This is a genomic window from Streptomyces sp. NPDC057854 (assembly GCF_042797055.1).
Classification (GTDB): domain Bacteria; phylum Actinomycetota; class Actinomycetes; order Streptomycetales; family Streptomycetaceae; genus Streptomyces.
The window spans coordinates 1-20,326 of the sequence record NZ_JBHVMF010000006.1; the positions used below are offsets into that span (position 1 = coordinate 1).

The window sequence follows — 20,326 nt, forward strand, 5'->3', positions numbered from 1 at the left end:
GGCCGGGGCCGCGGGCGCGGGCGGCGGGGGCAGGACCGGGCGGGCCGGGTGGGCCGGCCGGGGGGTTTCCGCGGCCGGCGGGGCGGGCACGGCCGGGTGGGCCGGCGGCGGGGGCGCCGCGGGGGGCGCCCCGTCGGGCGGCGGGGTCACGGGCTCGGGTGCGGTGGCGCGGGTGGCGGAGGCGAAGCGGGCGTCGAGGGTGTCACCCGCGGCGGCCGGGGAGGCCGGGGCGGTGTCCTCGGCCGTGTCGTCGTAGAGAGCGTCCCACCAGTTGTCCCCCTGCTGCGTCATGCCCTTATTGTCCACCGCGGGCGGCCCGGGAAAACGGGACACGAGAAAACCGTTGCTGCGAATGGGTGGTCCGCCGGACGACCCCACCCCCCACGGGAAGGACGTCCGGCGGACCGGCGTGGTCAGCGCACGTCGTAAGCGCGGACCACGGTCTGGGTGACGGAGTTGCCCCCGGCGTCCGTCAGTTCGGTCTTCAGGGTGACCTGCGCGCCGGCCGCGCCCGCGTGGTCCACGGTCGCGACCCACGCGCCGCCGTCCCGGGCGACCGGGGCCTCGGTCCAGGTCTCGCCCCCGTCGTAGGAGTACGAGAGCCGTGCCGAGGTGAGCGTGCGTGCCTCGTAGCCGGCGTGACCGGTGACGCCGAGGCGGATCCGCTGGCCGTCGGTGGCGGCGAGGGTCTTGAGTCCGTCCACCGGCAGGTCGTACCGGGGGAAGAGAATCGGGATGCCCTGAGAATAGACCGTCTCGTCGAGCTGGGAGGTGAATTTCCAGATCGACCGCACGGAGGTGGAGCGGGCCCAGTTCCGGTTGCCGAGCTTCATGGTGTTCTGTTCCAGCTCGTACGTGCCGCGCTCGGCCGGCACCTCGAAGACGCCGGACGGCCAGCCGGTCTCGCCGATGGTCTCGCCGTCGCGGCGCAGCCGCAGGTTGCCGATGTCGCCGAAGGAGCCGGGCTCGGCGTGGTGGCTGCCGTCGCCCCACATCGCGGCGGCGAAGCCGATGAGGTTGCCCTGGCGTTCGGAGACGAGGACGGGTGCGCCGGCGTCGTCGAGCGGGGCGGTCGGGACGAGAACGCCGCCGTACCAGTCCTCGGTGCGGTGCTCGCCGGGGGCGTACCGGTGCAGGTCGCCGATCATCAGCTCGCCGTAGGGGAAGCTGCTGCCGGTCATCTGCTGCCAGGTGGTGTCGCCGGGCGTGTGGTACTCGGTGCGGGTGCCGGGGGCGGGCACGGTCTCCAGGCCGGCGAAGCCGACGCGGAGGCCGTTCGGGCGGTGCGCGGCGGGGAAGTTCATGAAGTCCGCGGCGACGCCGGCCGATCCGTAGGTGACGTCGGAGCGGCCGAGGCGGGCGTCGCGGACCCGGTGGCGGCGCTCGCCGTCGATCTCGCCGGTCTCGGGGAAGGCGAGGCTGTAGACGTACGGGGACCGGGCGGTGGCCCGCCAGTGCAAGGTGACCTCGCCGGCGGCGAGCTTCTCCCGGAGCGCGGCGGCCTCGGCGGCCGGGACGGCGAGGACGGGCAGGCCGGCGCCGGTGAGGCCGCCGGCCGGGTACCAGCGGGCCGGGGTGGTGTGGTGGACGACGACGCCGAGCGCGCCGGCGGCCTTGGCGTTGCGGGCGAGGGTGCCGACGGCGGTGGTGTCGTCGGGGATCCGGACGAGGGCGAGGCGGCCCCGGACGCCGGCGGCCTTCAGCTCGTCGGGGGTGCCGCCGCCGGCGTCGGCGAGGGCGGCGGAACCGGTGCCGTCGAGGTTGTCGGAGCCGGTGGAGGCGGTCACCGGGTGGAGGGCGAGGCCGTCGCCGGTGCGCAGCGAGGTGATCTGCGGGGCGGCGGCGCGCCAGTAGCTGCCGGACTCGAAGGAGCCGTCGCGGGCCTCGCCCTCGACGGAGGCGTAGTAGGCGCGGAGGGTGCGCGGGCCGATGGCGGTGCCGGCGTGGGCCCAGGTGTCGTCCCAGGAGCGGGCGAACGCGAGGGTGGCGCCGCGGAGTTCGGTCGGCCGGTCGGTGCGGACGGAGAGCCGGGAGGCCGTGCGGGCGTCGAGGACGACGGTGGTGTCGTCCCTGATCTCCAGCTGCGGGCGGGCGAGGTGGGTGAGGGAGTCGTCCAGGGTGGCGCCCTCGCCGGTGTCGCGGGTGGTGACGAAGGAGGTGAGGAAGTAGGAGCCGGGGCGGACCCGGAAGACCTGGTCGGCGGCGCCCTCGTTGAAGCGGCGTTCGCCGGTGGCGGTGTCGAGGCCGATGACGTCGAGCGAGGAGGCGCCGTCGGCGGGCCTGCCCTGGCGGTCGATCAGCTTGACGCGGAGGGTGACCGTCTCGGGCTCGACGTAGAGCGCGAAGGGGGTGGAGACGTGGACGCCGCCGGGGCCGGTGGCGACGACCCGGCCGGTGACGTCGCCGTACTGGGCGCGCTCCAGGCGGGCGGTGGGGTCGAGGGCCAGCGGGACCCGGACGGTGGCGCCGGCCGGGACGGTGACGGTGCGCCTGCCGAGGCGGGCGACGGTGGACCGGACGGCGGAGCCGTCGTTGCCGGTGACCTTCTCGACGGCGAGGCGGAGGGTGACGGGCCGGTCGCCGGTGTTGGTGTAGGGGACGGTGACGGTGGTGCGGTCGGTGCGGTCCTGAGGCCAGGCGAAAGTGCCGCCCTGGACGGCGGGGGCGGAGAGGACGGTCTGGTCGACCGCGGCCTTGACGTCGAGCCGCCCGCCGCCCGTCTCCCGGACGTCACCGGGCACGGAGCTGTCGGCGGAGGCGACCAGCGCCGCCTTCAACTGCTGTGCGGTCCAGTCCGGGTGACGCTGTTTCAGGATCGCGGCGGCGCCGGCGACGTGCGGGGTGGCCATCGACGTACCGGACATGGCCCGGTAGGCGTGGACGCCCCGGCCGCCGGCCGCTGCGGCGGAGATGCCGACGCCGGGGGCGGCGATCTCCGGCTTGAGGGTGTGGGCGTCGTTGGCGGCGGGGCTGCGGCTGGAGAACCAGGCGGTGGTGTCGTCGCGGTCGGTGGCGCCGACGGTGAGGACGCCGGGCGCGCAGCCGGGTGAGGAGACGGAGTTGAGGGCGGGGCCCGCGTTGCCGGCGGCGACGACGAACAACGTGCCCTCGTTCCGGGCGAGTTCTTCGGCGGCGGCGCTCATCGGGTCGTCGCAGTCGGTCTCGGAGGGGTTGCCGAGGCTCATGGAGACGACGTCGGCGCCCTGGGCGACGGCCCACTCCATGCCGGCGATGATCCACGAGGTGGCACCGGAGCCGTAGTCGTTGAGGACCTTGCCGTTGAGGAGCCGGGCGCCGGGGGCGACGCCCTTGTGCGTGCCGCCGCTCGCGGCGCCGGAGCCGCCGACGGTGGAGAGGGTGTGGGTGCCGTGGCCGCCGCGGTCCTCGGCGGTGTCGGAGTCGGTGAAGTTCTCGGAGGCGGCGATCCGGCCCTTCAGGTCCGGGTGGCCGGTGTCGGCGCCGGTGTCGAGGACGGCGACCGTGGTGCCGGTGCCGTCGTAGCCGGCGGCCCACGCCTCGGGGGCGTGCACCTGGCGGGTGGAGTGCTCCAGGGTGGCCTCGACCTTGCGGTCCAGCCACAGCTTCTCGATGCCGGCGGCGGCGGAGCGGGCGGCGGGGGCGGACACGTCGGACCAGAAGGCGCCGGCCTGCTTCTTGTCGGCCTGCAGGGCGACGCCGTCGATGGTCGCGAGGACCTGGCCGCGGCGGGCGCCGCGCGGGGCGGCGGGGGCGGTGCGGGCGGTGACGCCGGAGCCGTAGACGGCGATGAGGGGGAGGGTGGCGGTGGAGGCGTCGTCGTAGCCCTGGCGGACCAGGCCGGTGACGTTGAACAGCTCCTCGTCGACCCGGTCGGCGGCGAGCGCGCCGGTGGCGTCCTCGGGGTAGACGTACAGGTCCCGGCCGGAGCGGCGGGTCTGGACCAGCGGGACGGTGCCGTCCTCGCGGGGCAGCACGGTGGCGGCGGGGTTGCCCCGCTCGTCGCGGGTGACCAGGACGCGGTCGCCGGTGACCAGGGTCACGGTGGCGGGCCTCCCCCGGGCCCCCGTCTCGCCGCTCTCTCCGGCGCGGGCCTGGGCCTCGCTGCCCACCAGCGGGCGGTCGGTGGCGCCGCCGGCCGGCGGCTGGGCCGCGGCGGACGGCAGGGCCGCGGTGACGGCCAGGACGGCGGCGGTCGCCGCCCCCAGGGCCGTACGCGAAATCGGGCGCATCGCTCTCCCCATCTGATTCCGGACAACTGGGCGCAAGTCACCTGTATCCGGAGGCGGTTGGTGCTGCGGTGGCGCCACCTTGGCAGAGCCGGGGGCGGTACAGGGATGATGGGAGAGGCGGGAATACGCCGTGGCCGTTTCCCGCCAGGTCACCAACGGAACGAATGCCTCCGGAGCACGGGCGCGGACCCTCGCGCGCGACGCGCCGGCGGCACGGCGAGGGGCGGGAACCGATGCTGGGAGCGATAGGACTGGACGAGCGGCAGGAGTCCGCGTACCGCGCGCTGATCGCGCTGGGCGCCGCCGAGGTCACCGACCTGGCGCACCGGCTCTCCCTGCCCGAGCCCGACGTCGAGCGGTCGCTGCGCCGGCTGGAGGCGCAGGGGCTCGCCGCCCAGTCCTCCGCCCGCACCGGCCGCTGGGTGGCCGCGCCGCCCGGCGTCGCGCTCGGCGCGCTCCTCACCCAGCAGCGGCACGAGCTGGAGCAGGCCGAGCTGGCGGCGGCGATGCTCGCCGAGGAGTACCGGGCGGAGGCGACCGAGCCGGCCGTGCACGACCTGGTCGAGGTGGTGACCGGCGCGAGCGCCGTCACCCACCGCTTCCTCCAGCTCCAGCTCGGCGCGCAGGAGGAGGTCTGCGCGCTCGTCACGGGCAAGCCGATCGCCGTCTCCGGACTGGAGAACGACGCCGAGGAGCTGGCCGCCGGGCGCGGCGTGCGCTACCGGGTGGTGATCGAGCGGGAGGTGCTGACCCTCCCCTCCGGCCTGCTGGAGCTGTCGGCGGCGCTCGGCCGCGAGGAGCGGATCCGGGTCGTCGACCGGGTGCCGACCAAGCTGGTGGTGGCCGACGGCAGCCTCGCGATGGTCCCGCTCACCGGCCGCGGCGCCGAGCCGGCCGCGCTGGTGGTGCACGCGAGCGGGCTGCTGGAGTCGCTGATGGGCCTCTTCGAGTCGGTGTGGCGGGAGGCGCTGCCGCTGCGGCTCGGCGCGGGCGCCCAGATCACCGAGGACCAGGCCCCCGGCCCGGACAGCACCGACCTGGAGATCCTCTCCCTGCTGCTCGCCGGGATGACGGACGCCAGCGTGGCCAAGCAGCTGGACCTGGGACTGCGGACGGTGCAGCGGCGGGTGAAGGGACTGATGGAGCTGGCCGCGGTGACCACCCGGCTGCAGCTGGGCTGGCACGCGTACGAGAAGGGCTGGGTCGCCCGGACCTGACCGGCCGGCCCACCCCATCGGCCCTCGCGGCCTGCGGGAACGGCCCGGCCGGGAGAGGCTGGCACCGTGGGTGTGTGGCAGCTCCTGATGGTCGCGGCGGTCATGCTCCTCGGCCTGTCCGGGGTGCTCGCCCCCGGCGTGCCGGGCAGCTGGTTCGTCTGGGCCGCCGTGCTGTGGTGGTCGCTGCACGAGCAGACCGGCCTCGCGTGGATCCTGCTGGTCGCCTCGACCGCCCTGCTGCTGCTCACCCAGGTGGTGGTCTGGCAGCTGCCGCCGCGCCGCTTCCGGGGCGCCGGGCTCACCCGCCGCACCCTGGGCTACGCCGGCGCGGGCGCGCTCCTCGGCTTCGTCCTGCTCCCGGTGGCCGGCGCCGTCCCCGGCTTCGTCGGCGGGATCTACCTGTGCGAGCGGCGCCGGCTCGGCGGCCACGGCCAGGCCCGCGCCGCCACCCGCGCGGTCATGCGGGCGGGCGGCACCAGCGTGCTGGTGGAGCTCTTCGCCTGCCTGCTGATCGTCGGCGCCTGGGCGGGCGCCGTCATCCGGGGCTGAGCTCCCCGTAGCGCTGGGCGTACGACCGCCACGGCGCCCACTCCGGCGCGTCCGGCCCGTCCGGCGCCGGCACGTCCGGGTCGCCGAGGGACCGCACGCGGATCCGGGCGGCGGCGCGGGCGTCCACGCCGGGTACGGCTCCGAGGACGCGGGCGGCCTCGTCGCGGTCGGCCCCCGGGTCGAGGCGCAGGGCGCCGCCGGCGAGCGCGCGGGCCAGCGGACCGGCGACCGGGTGGCCGGTCAGCGCGGCCGGGGCGGGGAACAGCGCCCGGAGCGTCCCGTCGGGGGCGTCGAGCGGGACGCCGGACGCGGCCAGCACCCGGGCCGACTCCTCGGGGCCCAGCACGGTCCGCAGGGCGTACTCCTCCGGATCCGCGGCGCCCGGCGAGCGGACGCCCGGCCGGGCGGCGACGGCGGCGGCGAGCCGCGGGTCGGCGCCCAGCCGCTCGGCGACCGCGTACGGGTCGGCGTCGAGGTCCAGGAGCCGGCGCAGCCGGTGCACGGCGGTGGTGAGGTCGCGCAGCTCGGCGAGGTGCAGCCGGGCCTCCAGCCAGCGGCCGGCCGACCGCTCGCCGACCGCGACGACGCCGGGCCCGTACGGCAGCCGCAGGGTCCGCCGGTAGGTGCGGTCGCCCGGCGGCCCGGTGACCTCCTCGACGCCCGGCAGCGCCTCGGCGGCCAGCAGGTCGAAGACCTCCCCGGCGGCGTACGGCCCCCGGTACGCGAGCCGCAGCGGCACGCCCGCCGCGTCCTTCGGGCCGGGCGCGCCCGGCGTCTCGGCGCGCAGCTCGGTCGGGGTGCGGGCGTACACGGCCCGGATGGTGTCGTTGAACTGCCGGATGCTGCTGAAACCCGCCGCGAACGCGACCTCGGTGACGGGCAGCGCGGTGGTCTGCAGCAGCAGCCGGGCGGTGTGCGCCCGCTGGGCGCGGGCCAGCGCCATCGGGCCGGCGCCCAGCTCGGCGGTGAGCTGGCGCTGGACCTGCCGGGCGCTGTACCCGAGGCGCACGGCGAGCCCGGGCACGCCCTCCCGGTCCACGACGCCGTCGCCGATCATCCGCACCGCCCGCCCGACGACGTCGGCCCGCACGTTCCACTCGGCGGAGCCGGGCACGGCGTCGGGCCGGCAGCGGCGGCAGGCCCGGAAGCCGTGGCCCTGGGCGGCGGCGGCCGTGGTGAAGAAGGACACGTTCCGCCGCTTGGGCGTGACGGCGGGGCAGCTGGGCCGGCAGTAGATGCCGGTGGTCCGCACGGCGAAGAAGAACTCCCCGTCGAACCGCGCGTCCCTGCTGCTCACCGCCTGGTAGAGGGTGTCGCCGGTGGCGTCGGTGTCCGTCATGCCTCCAGTGTGCGGCGGTGCGCCGCCGCACACTGGCGGGATTCGGACACGGCGCTCGGCGCCTACCGCAGCCGGCCCTCGCGCTTGAGGGCCAGGGCGGCGCGCCCCTCGGCGCCCTTGCGCTTCCAGTCCCTGCGGATCTCCTGGCGCATCCGGGCGTCGGTCTTGGCGACGAGCCGCTGGTTCTCGCGGAGCAGCTTGCGGTAGCTGTCGAGCCGGCGTGCGGACAGCGTCCCGTCCTCCAGCGCGGCGGCGACCGCGCAGCCCGGCTCGGACTCGTGGGAGCAGTCGTGGAAGCGGCAGTCGGCGGCCAGCTCCTCGATCTCCGCGAAGGTCTGTCCGACGCCGGCCTCGGCGTCCCACAGCCCGACGCCGCGGAGCCCGGGGGTGTCGATGAGGACCCCGCCGGCGGGCAGCACGAAGAGGTTGCGGGTGGTGGTGGTGTGCCGGCCCTTGCCGTCCACGTCCCGCGCGGCCTGCACGGTCATGACGTCCTCGCCGACGAGGGCGTTGGCGAGGGTGGACTTCCCGGCGCCGGAGACGCCGAGGAGGACGCTGGTGCCGCCGGAGACGAGCGCCGCGAGGACGTCGATGCCGTCCCCGGTGGCGGAGCTGAGCGGCAGCACCTCGACGCCGGGGGCGACCGCCCGCACGTCCTCGACGAGGTGTGCGAGGACGACCGGGTCGGACACGAGGTCGGCCTTGGACAGGACGACGGCCGGCTGGGCGCCGGACTCCCACGCGAGGGCGAGGAACCGTTCGATCCGGCCGAGGTCCAGCTCGACGGCGAGCGAGACGGTGATGACGGCGTGGTCGACGTTGGCGGCGAGGACCTGTCCCTCGGACCGCTTGGACGAGGTGGACCGGGCGAACACGGTCCGCCGCGGCAGGCAGGCCCGCACGTACCGGGGGTCGCCGGCGCCCTCGGGGTCGACGGCCGCCCAGTCGCCGGTGCAGATCACCCGCAGCGGGTCGTGCGGCGTGACGAACGCGGTGTCGGCCCGGACGACGCCGTCGGCGGTCGCGACGTCGCACTGCCCGCGGTCGACGCGGATCACCCGTCCCGGGACCAGCCCCTGGGCGGCGTACGGCGCGAAGCTCTCGGCCCAGCCGGAGTCCCAGCCGTGCGCGTCGAGCGAGGCGGAGGTGTTCGAGGTGGAGGTGGTGGTGCTGGAGGAAAGCGGGAAAGACAAGGGAAACCCTTCACAGGGTGGCCCCGGCCGGATCGCGCGCGGCGCGCGCGGAAGAGTCGAGTGGCGTCAGCCGGAGACCACAGGGGTGGGAACGATGAACTCCTGCATGCGGGCAGAGCCCGGCACCGTGACCGTCATCAATGTCCTCACCTCCTGCTTCTTCTCTACGTGCTGACGCGTGCTGACGCGTGCGCGTGCCGTCCCCCGGGGACGGACATGGCTGCACCATAGTCCGCCCCGGGTCACGCGCACCACCGAATTAAGTTCAGCGGTTGGCCGGGCTGCTGCCGAAGGTCTTCACGGCCTGGTAGTAGGTCCAGGCGGTGGAGTCGCAGGAGGTGCGGGTCAGGCCCGAGTAGCGGGTGCAGACGCGCTTGAGGTCGGCGTAGAAGGCGTCGTCGAGGCGGGCCTTGTTGGCGCTGAAGGTGCCGGCGGCCTTGTAGTTGCGGTAGCCGAAGTCGTGGCGGGCGCAGGACATCTGGAAGGGGAAGCCGAACGGGTTGTCCGGGGAGGAGGAGCAGTAGTCCGTCGACCAGTCGAAGCCGTAGGCGGACCAGGCGCTCTGGTTGGAGCGGGCGGCGGCCCAGGCGTTGTAGCTGGTCGCGGTCGTCTGCGTCCAGCTGCTGAGCACCTGCGGCTTGTCGGCGGGGGCGGCGGAGGCGGGGGTGGCCAGGGCGATCATTCCGGCGGCCACGGTGGCGGTCACGGCGGCGACTCGACTGCGCATCAGGGGTCCTCCCAGGGGAAGGCGCCGGGGATCTCCCGGCGCCGTGTCGCGATCCTGGGAGAACGGGTATCACGCTGCGCTGACGTGGCGTCACGGAATCGGCGCGCCTGGCGTCATGTTGCCGGTCCAGCTGCCGGGACCGCCGAACGGATGCCCGCCGGGCGGCAGCGGGAGCGGGCGCGCGTGTCCGATCCGTACAAGACCGGTGGCGTGCGGCGCGCCTAGCGTGGCGGCATGGAACTCACCCCTCGTCTCGACCTCGTCGGCCTCGTCGTCTCGGACATGGCCGCCTCGCTCGCCTTCTACCGGCGCCTCGGGATCGACGTCCCGGCCGGCGCGGAGGCCGCCCCGCACGTGGAGGCGGTGCTGCCGGGCGGGCTGCGGATCGCCTGGGACACGGAGGACACCGTCCGCTCCTTCGACCCCGGCTGGACGCGGCCGACGGGCGGCGGCCGGGTCGAGCTCGCCTTCCGCTGCGGGGCGCCGGAGGACGTGGACGCGGCGTACGGGGAGCTGGTCGCCGCCGGGTACGCCGGGCACCTGAAGCCGTGGGACGCGGTGTGGGGGCAGCGCTACGCGGTGGTGCTGGACCCGGACGGCTCCGGGGTGTCGCTCTTCGCGGACGCGCCCGCCGCCCGCGCGTAGGCGGTGAGGGTCGTGCCGGCCAGGGCCCGGACCTCGCGGGCGAGATGGGCCTGGTCGGCGCAGCCCGCGCGGAGCGCCGCCTCCGCGTACGGCACGCCGGACCGGACCAGGGCGAGGGCGCGCTGGAGGCGCAGGACGCGGGCGAGGGTCTTGGGGCCGTAGCCGAAGGCGTCGAGGGAGCGGCGGTGCAGTTGCCGGGCGCCGAGTCCGACCGCGCCGGCCGTCTCGGCGACCGTGCGGCCGGCCGCGAGGCGGGCCACGACGGCCCGGAGCAGCGGATCGGGTGCGGGGGCGTCGGCGGCCCTGCGCAGGGCGAGGGCGTCCAGGGCGGCGGCCCGGTCGGGCGCGTCGGTGATCCGTTCGGCGAGCCGCCGCGCCGCGGCGTCGCCCCACAGTGCGGCGAGCGGCACCCGCAGGTCGCGCAGTTCGCGGGCCGGGACGCCGAGGAGGCGGGGGGCGTCGCCGGGGGCGAAGCGGAGGCCGGCGTAGCGGGCCACGGGCGTGTCCGCGCGGTACGCGCGCGTGTCGGGGCCCGCGACGAGGAGGCGGCCGTCGGCCCAGATCAGGTCCATGCACCCGTCGGGCACGACGAGGGCGTCGGAGACCACGGGGGCGGGCGCCGTCCGGGTCCACAGGACGGCGCCGCCGAGCCGGGCGGGGCGCTCCTCGTACATCCGTCCCAGGGTAGGCGCGTCAGTCCTTCTCCCAGCCCGTGTGGAGGCGGGCCTTGACGTCGTCCGGGGGGAGGAACCTGGACCAGCGTTCGGGGAACTCGGAGGGCATGTCGGGGTCGTCCTCGTCGACGTCCTCCGCCTCCGCGCGGATGCGGGCGACGAGCTCCGCCGCCTGGACGGCGCGGGCGCGTTCGTTGGCCTCGCGGGCGGCGGCGGTGGCGACGGACGGCCAGACGCGGTCGATCGCCGCGTTGACGGCCGCGCCGACGAGGACCGCGAAGGCGGCCACGCCGATCCACAGGAGGATCGCGATGGGGGCGGCGAGGGAGCCGTAGATGGTGGGGCCCTCGACCTGGCTCGTCAGGTAGATCCGCAGCAGGAAGCTGCCGAGCGCCCACATCGCGAGCGCGACGAGCGCGCCGGGGATGTCCTCGATCCACGGCGACCGGACGGGGACGGACACGTGGTAGAGCGTGGTGAGGAACGCGATGGAGAGCAGGATGACGGCCGGCCAGTAGAGGACGGAGACGACGTCCGTGCCCCAGGGGACGAGTTCGACGACCCGGTCGGGGCCGACGACCGCGAGGGGCAGCACCACCGCCCCGATGAGCAGCGCCACGAGGTAGAGGAGGAAGGCGAGCAGCCGGGTCTTGACGATGCCGCGGTGCCCGTCGAGGCCGTACATGACGGTGATGGTGTCGATGAAGACGTTCACCGCGCGGGAGCCGGACCACAGGGCGATGGCGAAGCCGAGGGAGACCAGCTCCGGACGTTTCGCCTGGGTGATGTCGTCGAGGACGGGCTGCGCGATCTCCCGGACGCCGCGGTCGGAGAGGACCGTGCCGGCCGCCCGGAGGATGTTCTCCTGGATGCTGGCGACCGTGTCGGTGTTGGTCCAGTCGTCGGCGTAGCCGAGGAGGGCGATCAGGCCGAGCAGCAGGGGTGGCAGGGACAGCAGGGTGAAGAAGGCGGCCTCGGCGGCGAGGCCGAGGATCCGGTACTCGATGCACGAGTTGACGGTGTCCTTGAGGAGCAGCCAGACCATCTTCCGCTTGGAGACGTTGCGGTAGAGGACGCGGGCCCGGTGGAGCCTGCTCCACGGTCGCCGCTCCGGCCGTTCGGGTGTTTCGCTTGCTGCCTGCACCTGCTTACCGTATCGGCATGGAAGCGGCCTCCCCCACAGTGACCGACCAGGCTCCGCCCCTGGTGGGGTACGACGTCTACGCGACCGACCGCGCGCTGTCCGAGGCGGTCGCGCGGCACCTGCCGGCGGAGCTCGCCGACGAGGCCGGCCGGGAGCTGCGGGAGCTGGGCCGGGCGACGGGTTCGGCGCAGGTCCGGGAGTGGGGCGAGCAGGCGAACGCGTTCCCGCCGCGGCTGCGGACCCACGACCGGTACGGTCACCGGATCGACGAGGTGGACTTCCATCCGTCCTGGCACCGGCTGCTCGGCAAGGCGGTCGCGTCGGGGCTGACGGACGCCTGGGGGCGGCCCGGGCGGTGAGCGCGGTGGCGCGGGCGGTACGTCCGCGGGGCGGGCGGCGCGGGAGGCTGAGCCGCGCGTACCAGGGGTGGACCCGGCGGCCCGGTCGGCGGGGTGCGGGGTCGGCACGCGCGGAAGGCGGGGGTGGTGCTGCGCCGACACGGCACCACCACCCGCCGTCATCACCCTCACCCACGGGGGCGGTCCGGGGACAGAGTTGCAAAGGGTTGCAGGATTACCCGAACCGGGCTCCGTGGAGGGCTTCCGGACGGCACGATGGACCCGCGACACTGCGAGCCCGTCCCGGGGCGTTCCGGACGGGCCGTCAGGCGCCTTCAGGCACGACCGGTCATCCGCCCGGAACTGCAGAACCGATACAGCACCCCGGGTGGCGGGGAGGGACCGATGAACAACACGCGGCTCGACATGAAGCGTCTGGCCACCATGGACGCCGTCCAGGCGGCCCGTCTGCTGCACGTCGTCCGGGAGGAGACGCTGGCCGGGCGGACGCCGCCGATCGCGCCCCGCCCGGAGATCGACGCGTCCTGGCGCCGGATGGCCCGGCTCGGCCTCGACCCCGACCAGGGCACCAGCAGCGTCCTGCTGCGCCGCGACGAGCTGGAGCAGCGGCGGCGGAGCACCCTGCTCGCCGAGGTGATGCAGACGCTCAGCTCCGGTCTGGCCGGGATCGCCGACGCCTCGCTCCAGATCATGGTGGTGACCGACGAGCACGGCCGGGTGCTGTGGCGGGAGGGCCATCCCTCGGTGATGCGGCAGGCGAACGGGATCTGCCTGGAGGAGGGCGCTGCCTGGACCGAGGGCACCACCGGCACCAACGCGGTCGGCACCGCCCTCGCGACCCGGCGGGCCGTGCAGGTGCACTCCGCCGAGCACTACGTGCACGCGCTGCACAACTGGACCTGCGCCGCCGCGCCCGTCCACGACCCGCGCGACCAGCGGCTGCTGGGCGTGCTGGACGTCAGCGGGCCGGCCTCCACCTTCCACCCGTCGATGCTGGCGCTCGTCGGCTCGGTCGCCCGGCTCGCGGAGGCCGAGATGCGGGAGCGGCACCGGTCGACGGTGGAGCGGCTGCGGCAGGTGGCGGCGCCGATCCTGTGCCGGGTGGGCGGCCGGGCCGTCGCGGTCGACCCGCACGGCTGGACGGCGGCGGTGACGGGGCTGGCGCCGGTGGACCGGATCGTGCTGCCGAAGTCGTTCGGCGCCGGCACGGTCTGGCTGCCGTCGCTCGGCCTGTGCGCGGTGGAGCCGCTGCCCGGCGGCTGGCTGCTGCGGGTCCAGGAGGACACCGCCCCGGCCGGTACGGAGTCGGGCGCGGCGAGCCGCGTGGTGCTGGACCTGAGCCGGCCGCGCCGCTGGACGGTCGCGGTGTCCGGGGCGGCGGGGAGCTGGCAGCAGGAGCTGAGCCCGCGCCACGCGGAGCTGCTGTACGCGCTGGCGCTGCACCCGGAGGGGCGGACGGCGGCGGAGCTGGCGGAGGACGTGTTCGGGGACCGGACGCGGACGGTGACGGTCCGGGCCGAGATGTCGCGGGTGCGCCGCACCCTGGCGGGCGTCCTGGCGCACCGCCCGTACCGCTTCCGGGAGGAGATCGCGGTAGAGGTGCTGCGCCCGGACGACCCCGTGGACCTGCTTCCGCACTCGACGGCCCCGGCGGTCCGCGCGGCGACCCGCGTCTGACGCCCGCGCCGAGGGGCCCGCCCACCTCCTGTCCGCATGCTGGACACCCCGTCCGGGCCGCGGGGCGGGGTGACGGGTTCGGGACCCGTCCGCCCTGGGAATCCGCCGCTCCGCATGATGCGATAGGCACATGAGCATCACTCTCACCACCTGGTCCCTCGAGCAGACCTCGCCCGACGACCTCCGCCCGGCCCGGGTTCCCGAGGGCGACGGGATCGTCGTCCGCCGGGCCGAGGTCCCCTCCCCCGAGTTCAGCCGCTTCCTCTACACCGCGGTCGGCGGTGACATCCACTGGGGCGACCGGCTGCCGCTGAGCTACGCGCAGTGGAAGGAGATCGCGGAGAAGCCGGGCGCCGAGGTGTGGGTGGCGTACGACCGGGGGACGCCGGCCGGGTACGTGGAGTTCGACCCGCAGGACGACGGGGTCGTGGAGATCGTCTACTTCGGGCTGATCCCCGCCTTCCGGGGCCGCGGCCTCGGCGGCCACCTGCTCACCGAGGGCGTCCGGCGCGCCTGGGACCTGGCCGAGCGCTGGCCGGACCGGGAGCCGACGAAGCGGGTGTGGCTGCACACCTGCTCGCTGGACGGTCCGCACGCCGTCGCCAACTACGAGCGCCGCGGCTTCCGCCTCTTCGACACCAAGGTCGAGGAGATCGAGGAGACCGCAACCCCGGGTCCGTGGCCCGGCGCGCTGGCCTGAGCCCTCCGCGTCGCACCGAAGGGGCCCTGATCAGGGCCCCTTTCGCGTGACCCAGACCACACCGTCTCATGAAGTGAGACTTTCATGTCCACATAACGGACGATGCTGGACTGGGTCCAAAGTCCCGTGACACGCTTCCGCCATGCCTGGAACTGGAACTGCCTTGGTGAGTCGGCGGCACGTCGACCTCGGCCGCATGTCCAGCGCCATCTGTCCGGCGCGCTGAACACGCCAGCACCGCCGCTCCCCCCTCTCTGCCCGACCCTGCTGCGCACCGCCGCGCCACTCTCTGTTCTGCGCGCGAGTGTGCAGGTCAGAGCCGCCCTCCCGCAGTCCCGAAGGACAAGACGCCATGGCCGCCACCCCGGAAAACCCCACTCCCGCCGCCGCCCGCCGCAAGACCGGGCGCCACCGTGGCGAGGGTCAGTGGGCCGTGGGGCACTTCACCCCGCTGAACGGCAATGAGCAGTTCAAGAAGGACGACGACGGTCTCAATGTGCGGACACGCATTGAGACGGTCTACTCGAAGCGCGGCTTCGACTCCATCGACCCCAACGACCTGCGCGGCCGCATGCGCTGGTGGGGCCTCTACACCCAGCGCAAGCAGGGGCTGGACGGCACCAAGACCGGCGTCCTGGAGCCGGAGGAGCTGGACGACGAGTACTTCATGCTCCGCGTCCGCATCGACGGCGGCCGGCTGACCACCCGGCAGCTCCGGGTGATCGGCGAGATCTCGGAGGAGTTCGCCCGCGGCACCGCCGACATCACGGACCGGCAGAACGTCCAGTACCACTGGATCCGCATCGAGGACGTCCCCGAGATCTGGAACCGCCTGGAGGCGGTCGGCCTGTCCACCACCGAGGCGTGCGGCGACACCCCGCGCGTCATCCTCGGCTCGCCGGTCGCCGGCATCGCCGAGGACGAGATCATCGACGGCACCCCCGCCATCGACGAGATCCAGCGCCGCATCGTCGGCAACAAGGACTTCTCCAACCTGCCCCGCAAGTTCAAGTCCGCGGTCTCCGGCTCGCCGCTGCTCGACGTGGCGCACGAGATCAACGACATCTCCTTCGTGGGCGTCGTCCACCCCGAGCACGGCCCCGGCTTCGACGTCTGGGTCGGCGGCGGCCTCTCCACCAACCCCAAGCTCGGCGTCCGCCTGGGCACCTGGGTCTCCCTGGACGAGGTCCCCGACGTCTACGAGGGCGTCATCTCGATCTTCCGCGACTACGGCTACCGCCGGCTGCGCAACCGCGCCCGGCTGAAGTTCCTCGTCGCCGACTGGGGCGCGGAGAAGTTCCGCCAGGTCCTGGAGGACGAGTACCTGAAGCGGAAGCTCACCGACGGGCCCGCCCCGGCGGAGCCGGCCGGCCGCTGGCGCGACCACGTCGGCGTGCACCGCCAGAAGGACGGCAACTTCTACGTCGGCTTCGCCCCGCGCGTCGGCCGCGTGGACGGCCCCACCCTCACCAAGATCGCCGAGATCGCCGAGGCGCACGGCTCGGGCCGGGTCCGCACCACGGCCGAGCAGAAGATGCTGATCCTCGACGTCGTCGAGGCGCAGGTCGAGTCGCTGGTCGCCGCCCTGGAGGCGCTGGACCTGCGGGTCACCCCGTCGCCGTTCCGGCGCGGCACCATGGCCTGCACCGGCATCGAGTTCTGCAAGCTCGCCATCGTCGAGACGAAGGGCCGCGGTTCCTCGCTCATCGACGAGCTGGAGCGCCGCCTGCCGGACTTCGACGAGCCGCTGACCATCAACATCAACGGCTGCCCGAACGCCTGCGCCCGCATCCAGGTCGCCGACATCGGCCTCAAGGGCCAGCTGGTCCTGGACGACGACGGCAACCGCGTCGAGGGCTACCAGGTCCACCTGGGCGGCGCCCTCGGCCTGGAGGCCGGCTTCGGCCGCAAGGTCCGCGGCCTCAAGGTCACCTCCGCCGAACTCCCCGACTACGTCGAGCGGGTCCTCACCCGCTACCGGGCGGAGCGCGAGGACGGCGAGCGCTTCGCCACCTGGGCGGCCCGCGCCTCCGAAGAGGCGCTGTCATGAGCGAGCGTGCCGCGCCGTTCTTCTGCCCGTACTGCGGGGACGAGGACCTGCGGCCGGGCGAGCAGGGGCACGGGGCCTGGGAATGCGCCGCGTGCAGTCGAGCCTTCCAGCTGAAGTTCCTGGGGCTCCTCGCCCCCGGCACTTCCGGCAACACCACTGGAGGGGAACAGATATGACGAACGCTCAGGTCACCGAGGCGACCACCGACGCCGAGCTGAAGGCGCTCGCCGAGCAGGCGGGCCGGGACCTGGAGGACGCCTCCGCGCTGGAGATCCTCCAGTGGGCCGCCGCCACCTTCGGCCCGAAGTTCTGCGTCACCTCCTCCATGGAGGACGCGGTCGTCGCGCACATCGCCTCCCGCGCCATGCCCGGCGTGGACGTCGTCTTCCTCGACACCGGCTACCACTTCGAGGAGACCATCGGCACCCGCGACGCCGTCGAGGCCGTCATGGACGTCAACGTCATCACCCTGACCCCGCGTCAGACCGTCGCCGAGCAGGACGCCGAGTACGGCCCGAGGCTGCACGACCGCGACCCCGACCTGTGCTGCGCGCTGCGCAAGGTCCAGCCGCTCCAGCAGGGGCTGACCGCGTACACCGCGTGGGCGACCGGGCTGCGCCGCGACGAGTCCCCGACCCGCGCGAACACCCCGGTCGTCGGCTGGGACGAGAAGCGCCGCAAGGTGAAGGTCTCCCCCATCGCCCGCTGGACCCAGGACGACGTCGACGCCTACGTCACCGAGTACGGGGTCCTCACCAACCCGCTCCTCATGGACGGTTACGCCTCCGTCGGCTGCGCCCCCTGCACCCGCCGGGTCGAGGCCGGCGAGGACGCCCGGGCCGGCCGCTGGGCCGGCCGCGCCAAGACCGAATGCGGGCTGCACGGCTGATGACCACCCCCGACACCCCCCTGGAGAAAAACGTGACCGGTGCCACCGTCTGGCTCACCGGCCTGCCGAGCGCCGGCAAGACCACGATCGCCTACGAGCTGGCCGGCCGGCTGCGCGCGGAGGGCCGCCGCGTCGAGATCCTCGACGGCGACGAGATCCGCGAGTTCCTCTCCGCCGGCCTCGGCTTCTCGCGCGAGGACCGGTTCACCAACGTGCAGCGGATCGGCTTCGTCGCCGAACTGCTCGCCTCGCACGGCGTGACCGTGCTGGTGCCGGTCATCGCCCCGTACGCCGACAGCCGCGAGGCGGTCCGCAAGCGGCACCAGGCCGAGGGCACCGCCTTCGTCGAGGTCCACGTCGCCACCCCGGTCGAGGTCTGCTCGGTGCGTGACGTGAAGGGCCTGTACGCCAAGCAGGCGGCGGGCGAGATCTCCGGCCTGACCGGCGTCGACGACCCGTACGAGGCCCCCGAGGCGCCCGATCTGCGGATCGAGTCCCAGAACCAGACCGTGCAGGAATCGGCGGCGCAGCTCCACGCGCTGCTCACCGAGAGGGGTCTCGCATGACGACCGTCGCTCACGCCCACGACACCACCGACAGCCCGTTCGCGCTGTCGCACCTCGACTCGCTGGAGTCGGAGGCCGTGCACATCTTCCGTGAGGTGGCGGGCGAGTTCGAGCGGCCGGTGATCCTGTTCTCCGGCGGCAAGGACTCCATCGTCATGCTGCACCTGGCGCTGAAGGCGTTCGCCCCCGCCGCGATCCCCTTCACGCTGCTGCACGTCGACACCGGCCACAACTTCCCCGAGGTCATCGAGTACCGCGACCGCGTCGTCGCCGAGCACGGACTGCGCCTGCACGTCGCCTCGGTGCAGGAGTACATCGACGCCGGCAAGCTCCGCGAGCGCCCCGACGGCACCCGCAACCCGCTCCAGACGGTGCCGCTGACCGAGGCGATCCAGCAGCACCGCTTCGACGCCGTCTTCGGCGGCGGACGCCGCGACGAGGAGAAGGCCCGCGCGAAGGAGCGGGTGTTCTCGCTGCGCGACGAGTTCTCGCAGTGGGACCCGCGCCGCCAGCGCCCCGAACTGTGGCAGCTGTACAACGGCCGGCACGCTCCCGGCGAGCACGTCCGCGTGTTCCCGCTGTCCAACTGGACCGAGCTGGACGTGTGGCAGTACATCGCCCGCGAGGGCATCGCGCTGCCGGAGATCTACTTCGCCCACGAGCGCGAGGTGTTCTCCCGCAACGGCATGTGGCTGACCGCCGGCGACTGGGGCGGCCCGAAGGAATCGGAGCCGGTCGAGAAGCGGCTGATCCGCTACCGGACCGTCGGCGACATGTCCTGCACCGGCGCCGTCGACTCCGACGCCACCACGCTCGACGCCGTCATCGCCGAGATCGCCGCCTCCCGCCTCACCGAACGCGGCGCCACCCGCGCCGACGACAAGCTGTCCGAGGCCGCGATGGAAGACCGCAAGCGCGAAGGGTACTTCTAACCATGAGCACGTCCACCGAGCAGTTCGCCGACGTCTCGGCCACCACCCTGCTGCGTTTCGCCACCGCCGGCTCCGTCGACGACGGCAAGTCCACCCTGGTCGGCCGCCTCCTGCACGACTCCAAGTCGGTCCTCGCCGACCAGCTGGAGGCCGTGGAGGCGGCGTCCCTCCAGCGCGGCCAGGACGCGCCCGACCTGGCGCTGCTGACCGACGGCCTGCGGGCCGAGCGCGAGCAGGGCATCACCATCGACGTGGCCTACCGCTACTTCGCCACCGCCCGCCGCCGGTTCATCCTCGCCGACACCCCCGGCCACGTGCAGTACACCCGCAACATGGTCACCGGCGCCTCCACGGCCGAACTGGCCGTGGTCCTCGTCGACGCCCGCAACGGCGTCGTCGAGCAGACCCGCCGCCACGCCGCCGTCGCCGCCCTGCTGCGCGTCCCTCACGTGGTGTTGGCCGTGAACAAGATGGACCTGGTGGACTACGCCGAGTCCGTCTTCGCCGCGATCGCCGCGGAGTTCACCACGTACGCCTCCGAGCTCGGTGTCCCGGAGATCACCGCGATCCCGATCTCGGCGCTGGCCGGCGACAACGTCGTGGAACCCTCCGCGAATATGGACTGGTACGGCGGCCCCACCGTCCTGGAACACCTCGAGACCGTCCCCGTCAGCCACGACCTGACCGCCTGCCACGCCCGCTTCCCCGTCCAGTACGTCATCCGCCCGCAGACGGCCGAGCACCCCGACTACCGCGGCTACGCCGGGCAGATCGCCGCCGGCGCCTTCCGCGTCGGTGAGGAGATCACCGTCCTGCCCTCGGGGAAGAAGTCGACGATCACCGCGATCGACGCGCTCGGCGAGTCCGTCGACATCGCCTGGGCCCCGCAGTCCGTGACGATCCGCCTCGCCGACGACATCGACATCTCGCGCGGCGACCTCCTCGCCCCGAGCAGCGACGCCCCCGCCACCAGCCAGGACGTCGAAGCGACCGTCTGCCACGTCGCCGACCAGCCCCTCACCGTCGGCCAGCGCGTCCTCCTCAAGCACACCACCCGCACGGTCAAGGCCATCGTCAAGGAGATCCCGTCCCGGCTCACCCTGGACGACCTCTCCCAGCACCCCAACCCCGGCCAGCTCGTCGCCAACGACATCGGCCGGGTCAAGGTCCGCACCGCCGAACCGCTGGCCCTCGACGCCTACGCCGACTCCCGGCGCACCGGCTCCTTCCTCCTCATCGACCCCGCCGACGGCACCACCCTCGCCGCCGGCATGGCAGGCGAGTCGTTCGCCTCCGCCAAGGCCGTCGCGGCCGGCGACGACGAGGACGGCTGGGACTTCTGACCATGACTCAGGACTTCTACGGGACCTTCGCGAAGGAAGGCGGCCGGGTCGGCTCCGGCGCCCTCGGCGCGGGCAGAGGAGGCGTCGCGCGATGTGCGTGCTGACCGCCTCCGC

18 protein-coding genes and 2 pseudogenes are annotated in these 20,326 nt (G+C 74.2%); 13 read left to right on the forward strand and 7 right to left on the reverse strand.

Annotated elements, in window-relative coordinates; genetic code table 11:
* Positions 1-291, reverse strand: a pseudogene (locus tag ACFVQZ_RS10780) (hypothetical protein); the annotation flags it as partial.
* 122 nt (positions 292-413) lie between these two features.
* On the reverse strand, positions 414-4,208 hold the full coding sequence (locus tag ACFVQZ_RS10785; protein ID WP_383621073.1) for a S8 family serine peptidase: 3,795 nt from the start codon (positions 4,206-4,208) through the stop codon (positions 414-416).
* A 233-nt stretch (positions 4,209-4,441) separates the two neighbouring features.
* On the opposite strand from ACFVQZ_RS10785, the gene ACFVQZ_RS10790 reads away from it, so the two are divergent.
* Complete coding sequence (locus ACFVQZ_RS10790) at positions 4,442-5,425, forward strand: helix-turn-helix domain-containing protein (RefSeq protein WP_030497417.1); 984 nt, start codon at positions 4,442-4,444, stop codon at positions 5,423-5,425.
* 66 nt (positions 5,426-5,491) lie between these two features.
* Entirely contained in the window at positions 5,492-5,974 is a 483-nt protein-coding gene (locus tag ACFVQZ_RS10795) for a DUF456 domain-containing protein (RefSeq protein ID WP_383621075.1), read from the forward strand.
* Here the strand turns inward: ACFVQZ_RS10795 and ACFVQZ_RS10800 are convergent.
* The 3 genes from ACFVQZ_RS10800 to ACFVQZ_RS10810 form a co-directional block, all read right to left on the reverse strand.
* Positions 5,961-7,313 carry a bifunctional transcriptional activator/DNA repair enzyme AdaA gene (locus tag ACFVQZ_RS10800; RefSeq protein WP_383621077.1) on the reverse strand — a complete coding sequence of 451 codons (1,353 nt, stop codon included), beginning with the start codon at positions 7,311-7,313 and terminating at the stop codon, positions 5,961-5,963. The genes ACFVQZ_RS10795 and ACFVQZ_RS10800 overlap by 14 nt on opposite strands.
* 62 nt (positions 7,314-7,375) lie before the next feature.
* Positions 7,376-8,506 carry a ribosome small subunit-dependent GTPase A gene (gene rsgA, locus ACFVQZ_RS10805; RefSeq protein WP_030497420.1) on the reverse strand — a complete coding sequence of 377 codons (1,131 nt, stop codon included), beginning with the start codon at positions 8,504-8,506 and terminating at the stop codon, positions 7,376-7,378.
* Between the two features lie 265 nt (positions 8,507-8,771).
* The gene (locus ACFVQZ_RS10810; protein WP_030497421.1) at positions 8,772-9,233 is read right to left on the reverse strand and encodes a phospholipase; all 462 of its coding nucleotides are present in this window, start codon (positions 9,231-9,233) and stop codon (positions 8,772-8,774) included.
* 234 nt (positions 9,234-9,467) lie between these two features.
* Between ACFVQZ_RS10810 and ACFVQZ_RS10815 the strand changes: the two genes are divergently transcribed.
* The gene (locus ACFVQZ_RS10815) at positions 9,468-9,878 is read left to right on the forward strand and encodes a VOC family protein (protein ID WP_383621080.1); all 411 of its coding nucleotides are present in this window, start codon (positions 9,468-9,470) and stop codon (positions 9,876-9,878) included.
* Here ACFVQZ_RS10815 and ACFVQZ_RS10820 read toward each other — a convergent pair.
* Complete coding sequence (locus tag ACFVQZ_RS10820) at positions 9,806-10,552, reverse strand: helix-turn-helix domain-containing protein (protein ID WP_383621081.1); 747 nt, start codon at positions 10,550-10,552, stop codon at positions 9,806-9,808. The two genes, ACFVQZ_RS10815 and ACFVQZ_RS10820, sit on opposite strands and share 73 nt — an antisense overlap.
* A 19-nt stretch (positions 10,553-10,571) precedes the next feature.
* Positions 10,572-11,696 carry a YihY/virulence factor BrkB family protein gene (locus ACFVQZ_RS10825; RefSeq protein WP_030497424.1) on the reverse strand — a complete coding sequence of 375 codons (1,125 nt, stop codon included), beginning with the start codon at positions 11,694-11,696 and terminating at the stop codon, positions 10,572-10,574.
* A gap of 17 nt (positions 11,697-11,713) precedes the next feature.
* Here ACFVQZ_RS10825 and ACFVQZ_RS10830 point away from each other — a divergent pair.
* From ACFVQZ_RS10830 to ACFVQZ_RS10875, 10 genes and pseudogenes are all read left to right on the forward strand, one after another.
* Positions 11,714-12,049: pseudogene (locus ACFVQZ_RS10830) on the forward strand (DNA alkylation response protein); the annotation flags it as partial.
* 390 nt (positions 12,050-12,439) lie between these two features.
* Positions 12,440-13,732 (forward strand): helix-turn-helix domain-containing protein, encoded by a 1,293-nt coding sequence (locus tag ACFVQZ_RS10835; protein ID WP_030497426.1) that lies wholly within the window; start codon positions 12,440-12,442, stop codon positions 13,730-13,732.
* Between the two features lie 130 nt (positions 13,733-13,862).
* Positions 13,863-14,432, forward strand: coding sequence for a GNAT family N-acetyltransferase (locus tag ACFVQZ_RS10840; protein ID WP_383621083.1), 570 nt, complete (start codon positions 13,863-13,865; stop codon positions 14,430-14,432).
* A 142-nt stretch (positions 14,433-14,574) separates the two neighbouring features.
* Entirely contained in the window at positions 14,575-14,658 is an 84-nt protein-coding gene (locus ACFVQZ_RS10845; RefSeq protein WP_311136957.1) for a putative leader peptide, read from the forward strand.
* 126 nt (positions 14,659-14,784) lie between these two features.
* Positions 14,785-16,482, forward strand: a complete 1,698-nt coding sequence (locus ACFVQZ_RS10850) for a nitrite/sulfite reductase (protein ID WP_030497428.1) — start codon at positions 14,785-14,787, stop codon at positions 16,480-16,482.
* The gene (locus ACFVQZ_RS10855; RefSeq protein WP_030497429.1) at positions 16,479-16,658 is read left to right on the forward strand and encodes a hypothetical protein; all 180 of its coding nucleotides are present in this window, start codon (positions 16,479-16,481) and stop codon (positions 16,656-16,658) included. The genes ACFVQZ_RS10850 and ACFVQZ_RS10855 overlap by 4 nt, the downstream gene beginning before the upstream one ends.
* Complete coding sequence (locus ACFVQZ_RS10860) at positions 16,655-17,371, forward strand: phosphoadenylyl-sulfate reductase (RefSeq protein WP_383621086.1); 717 nt, start codon at positions 16,655-16,657, stop codon at positions 17,369-17,371. Before ACFVQZ_RS10855 ends, ACFVQZ_RS10860 begins: the two co-directional genes overlap by 4 nt.
* Positions 17,353-17,937, forward strand: a complete 585-nt coding sequence (gene cysC, locus ACFVQZ_RS10865) for an adenylyl-sulfate kinase (protein WP_081959572.1) — start codon at positions 17,353-17,355, stop codon at positions 17,935-17,937. The genes ACFVQZ_RS10860 and cysC overlap by 19 nt, the downstream gene beginning before the upstream one ends.
* Positions 17,934-18,869, forward strand: coding sequence for a sulfate adenylyltransferase subunit CysD (cysD, locus tag ACFVQZ_RS10870; protein WP_383621088.1), 936 nt, complete (start codon positions 17,934-17,936; stop codon positions 18,867-18,869). Before cysC ends, cysD begins: the two co-directional genes overlap by 4 nt.
* A gap of 2 nt (positions 18,870-18,871) precedes the next feature.
* Complete coding sequence (locus ACFVQZ_RS10875) at positions 18,872-20,212, forward strand: sulfate adenylyltransferase subunit 1 (RefSeq protein WP_383621090.1); 1,341 nt, start codon at positions 18,872-18,874, stop codon at positions 20,210-20,212.
* The last annotated feature ends 114 nt before the right edge of the window (positions 20,213-20,326 follow it).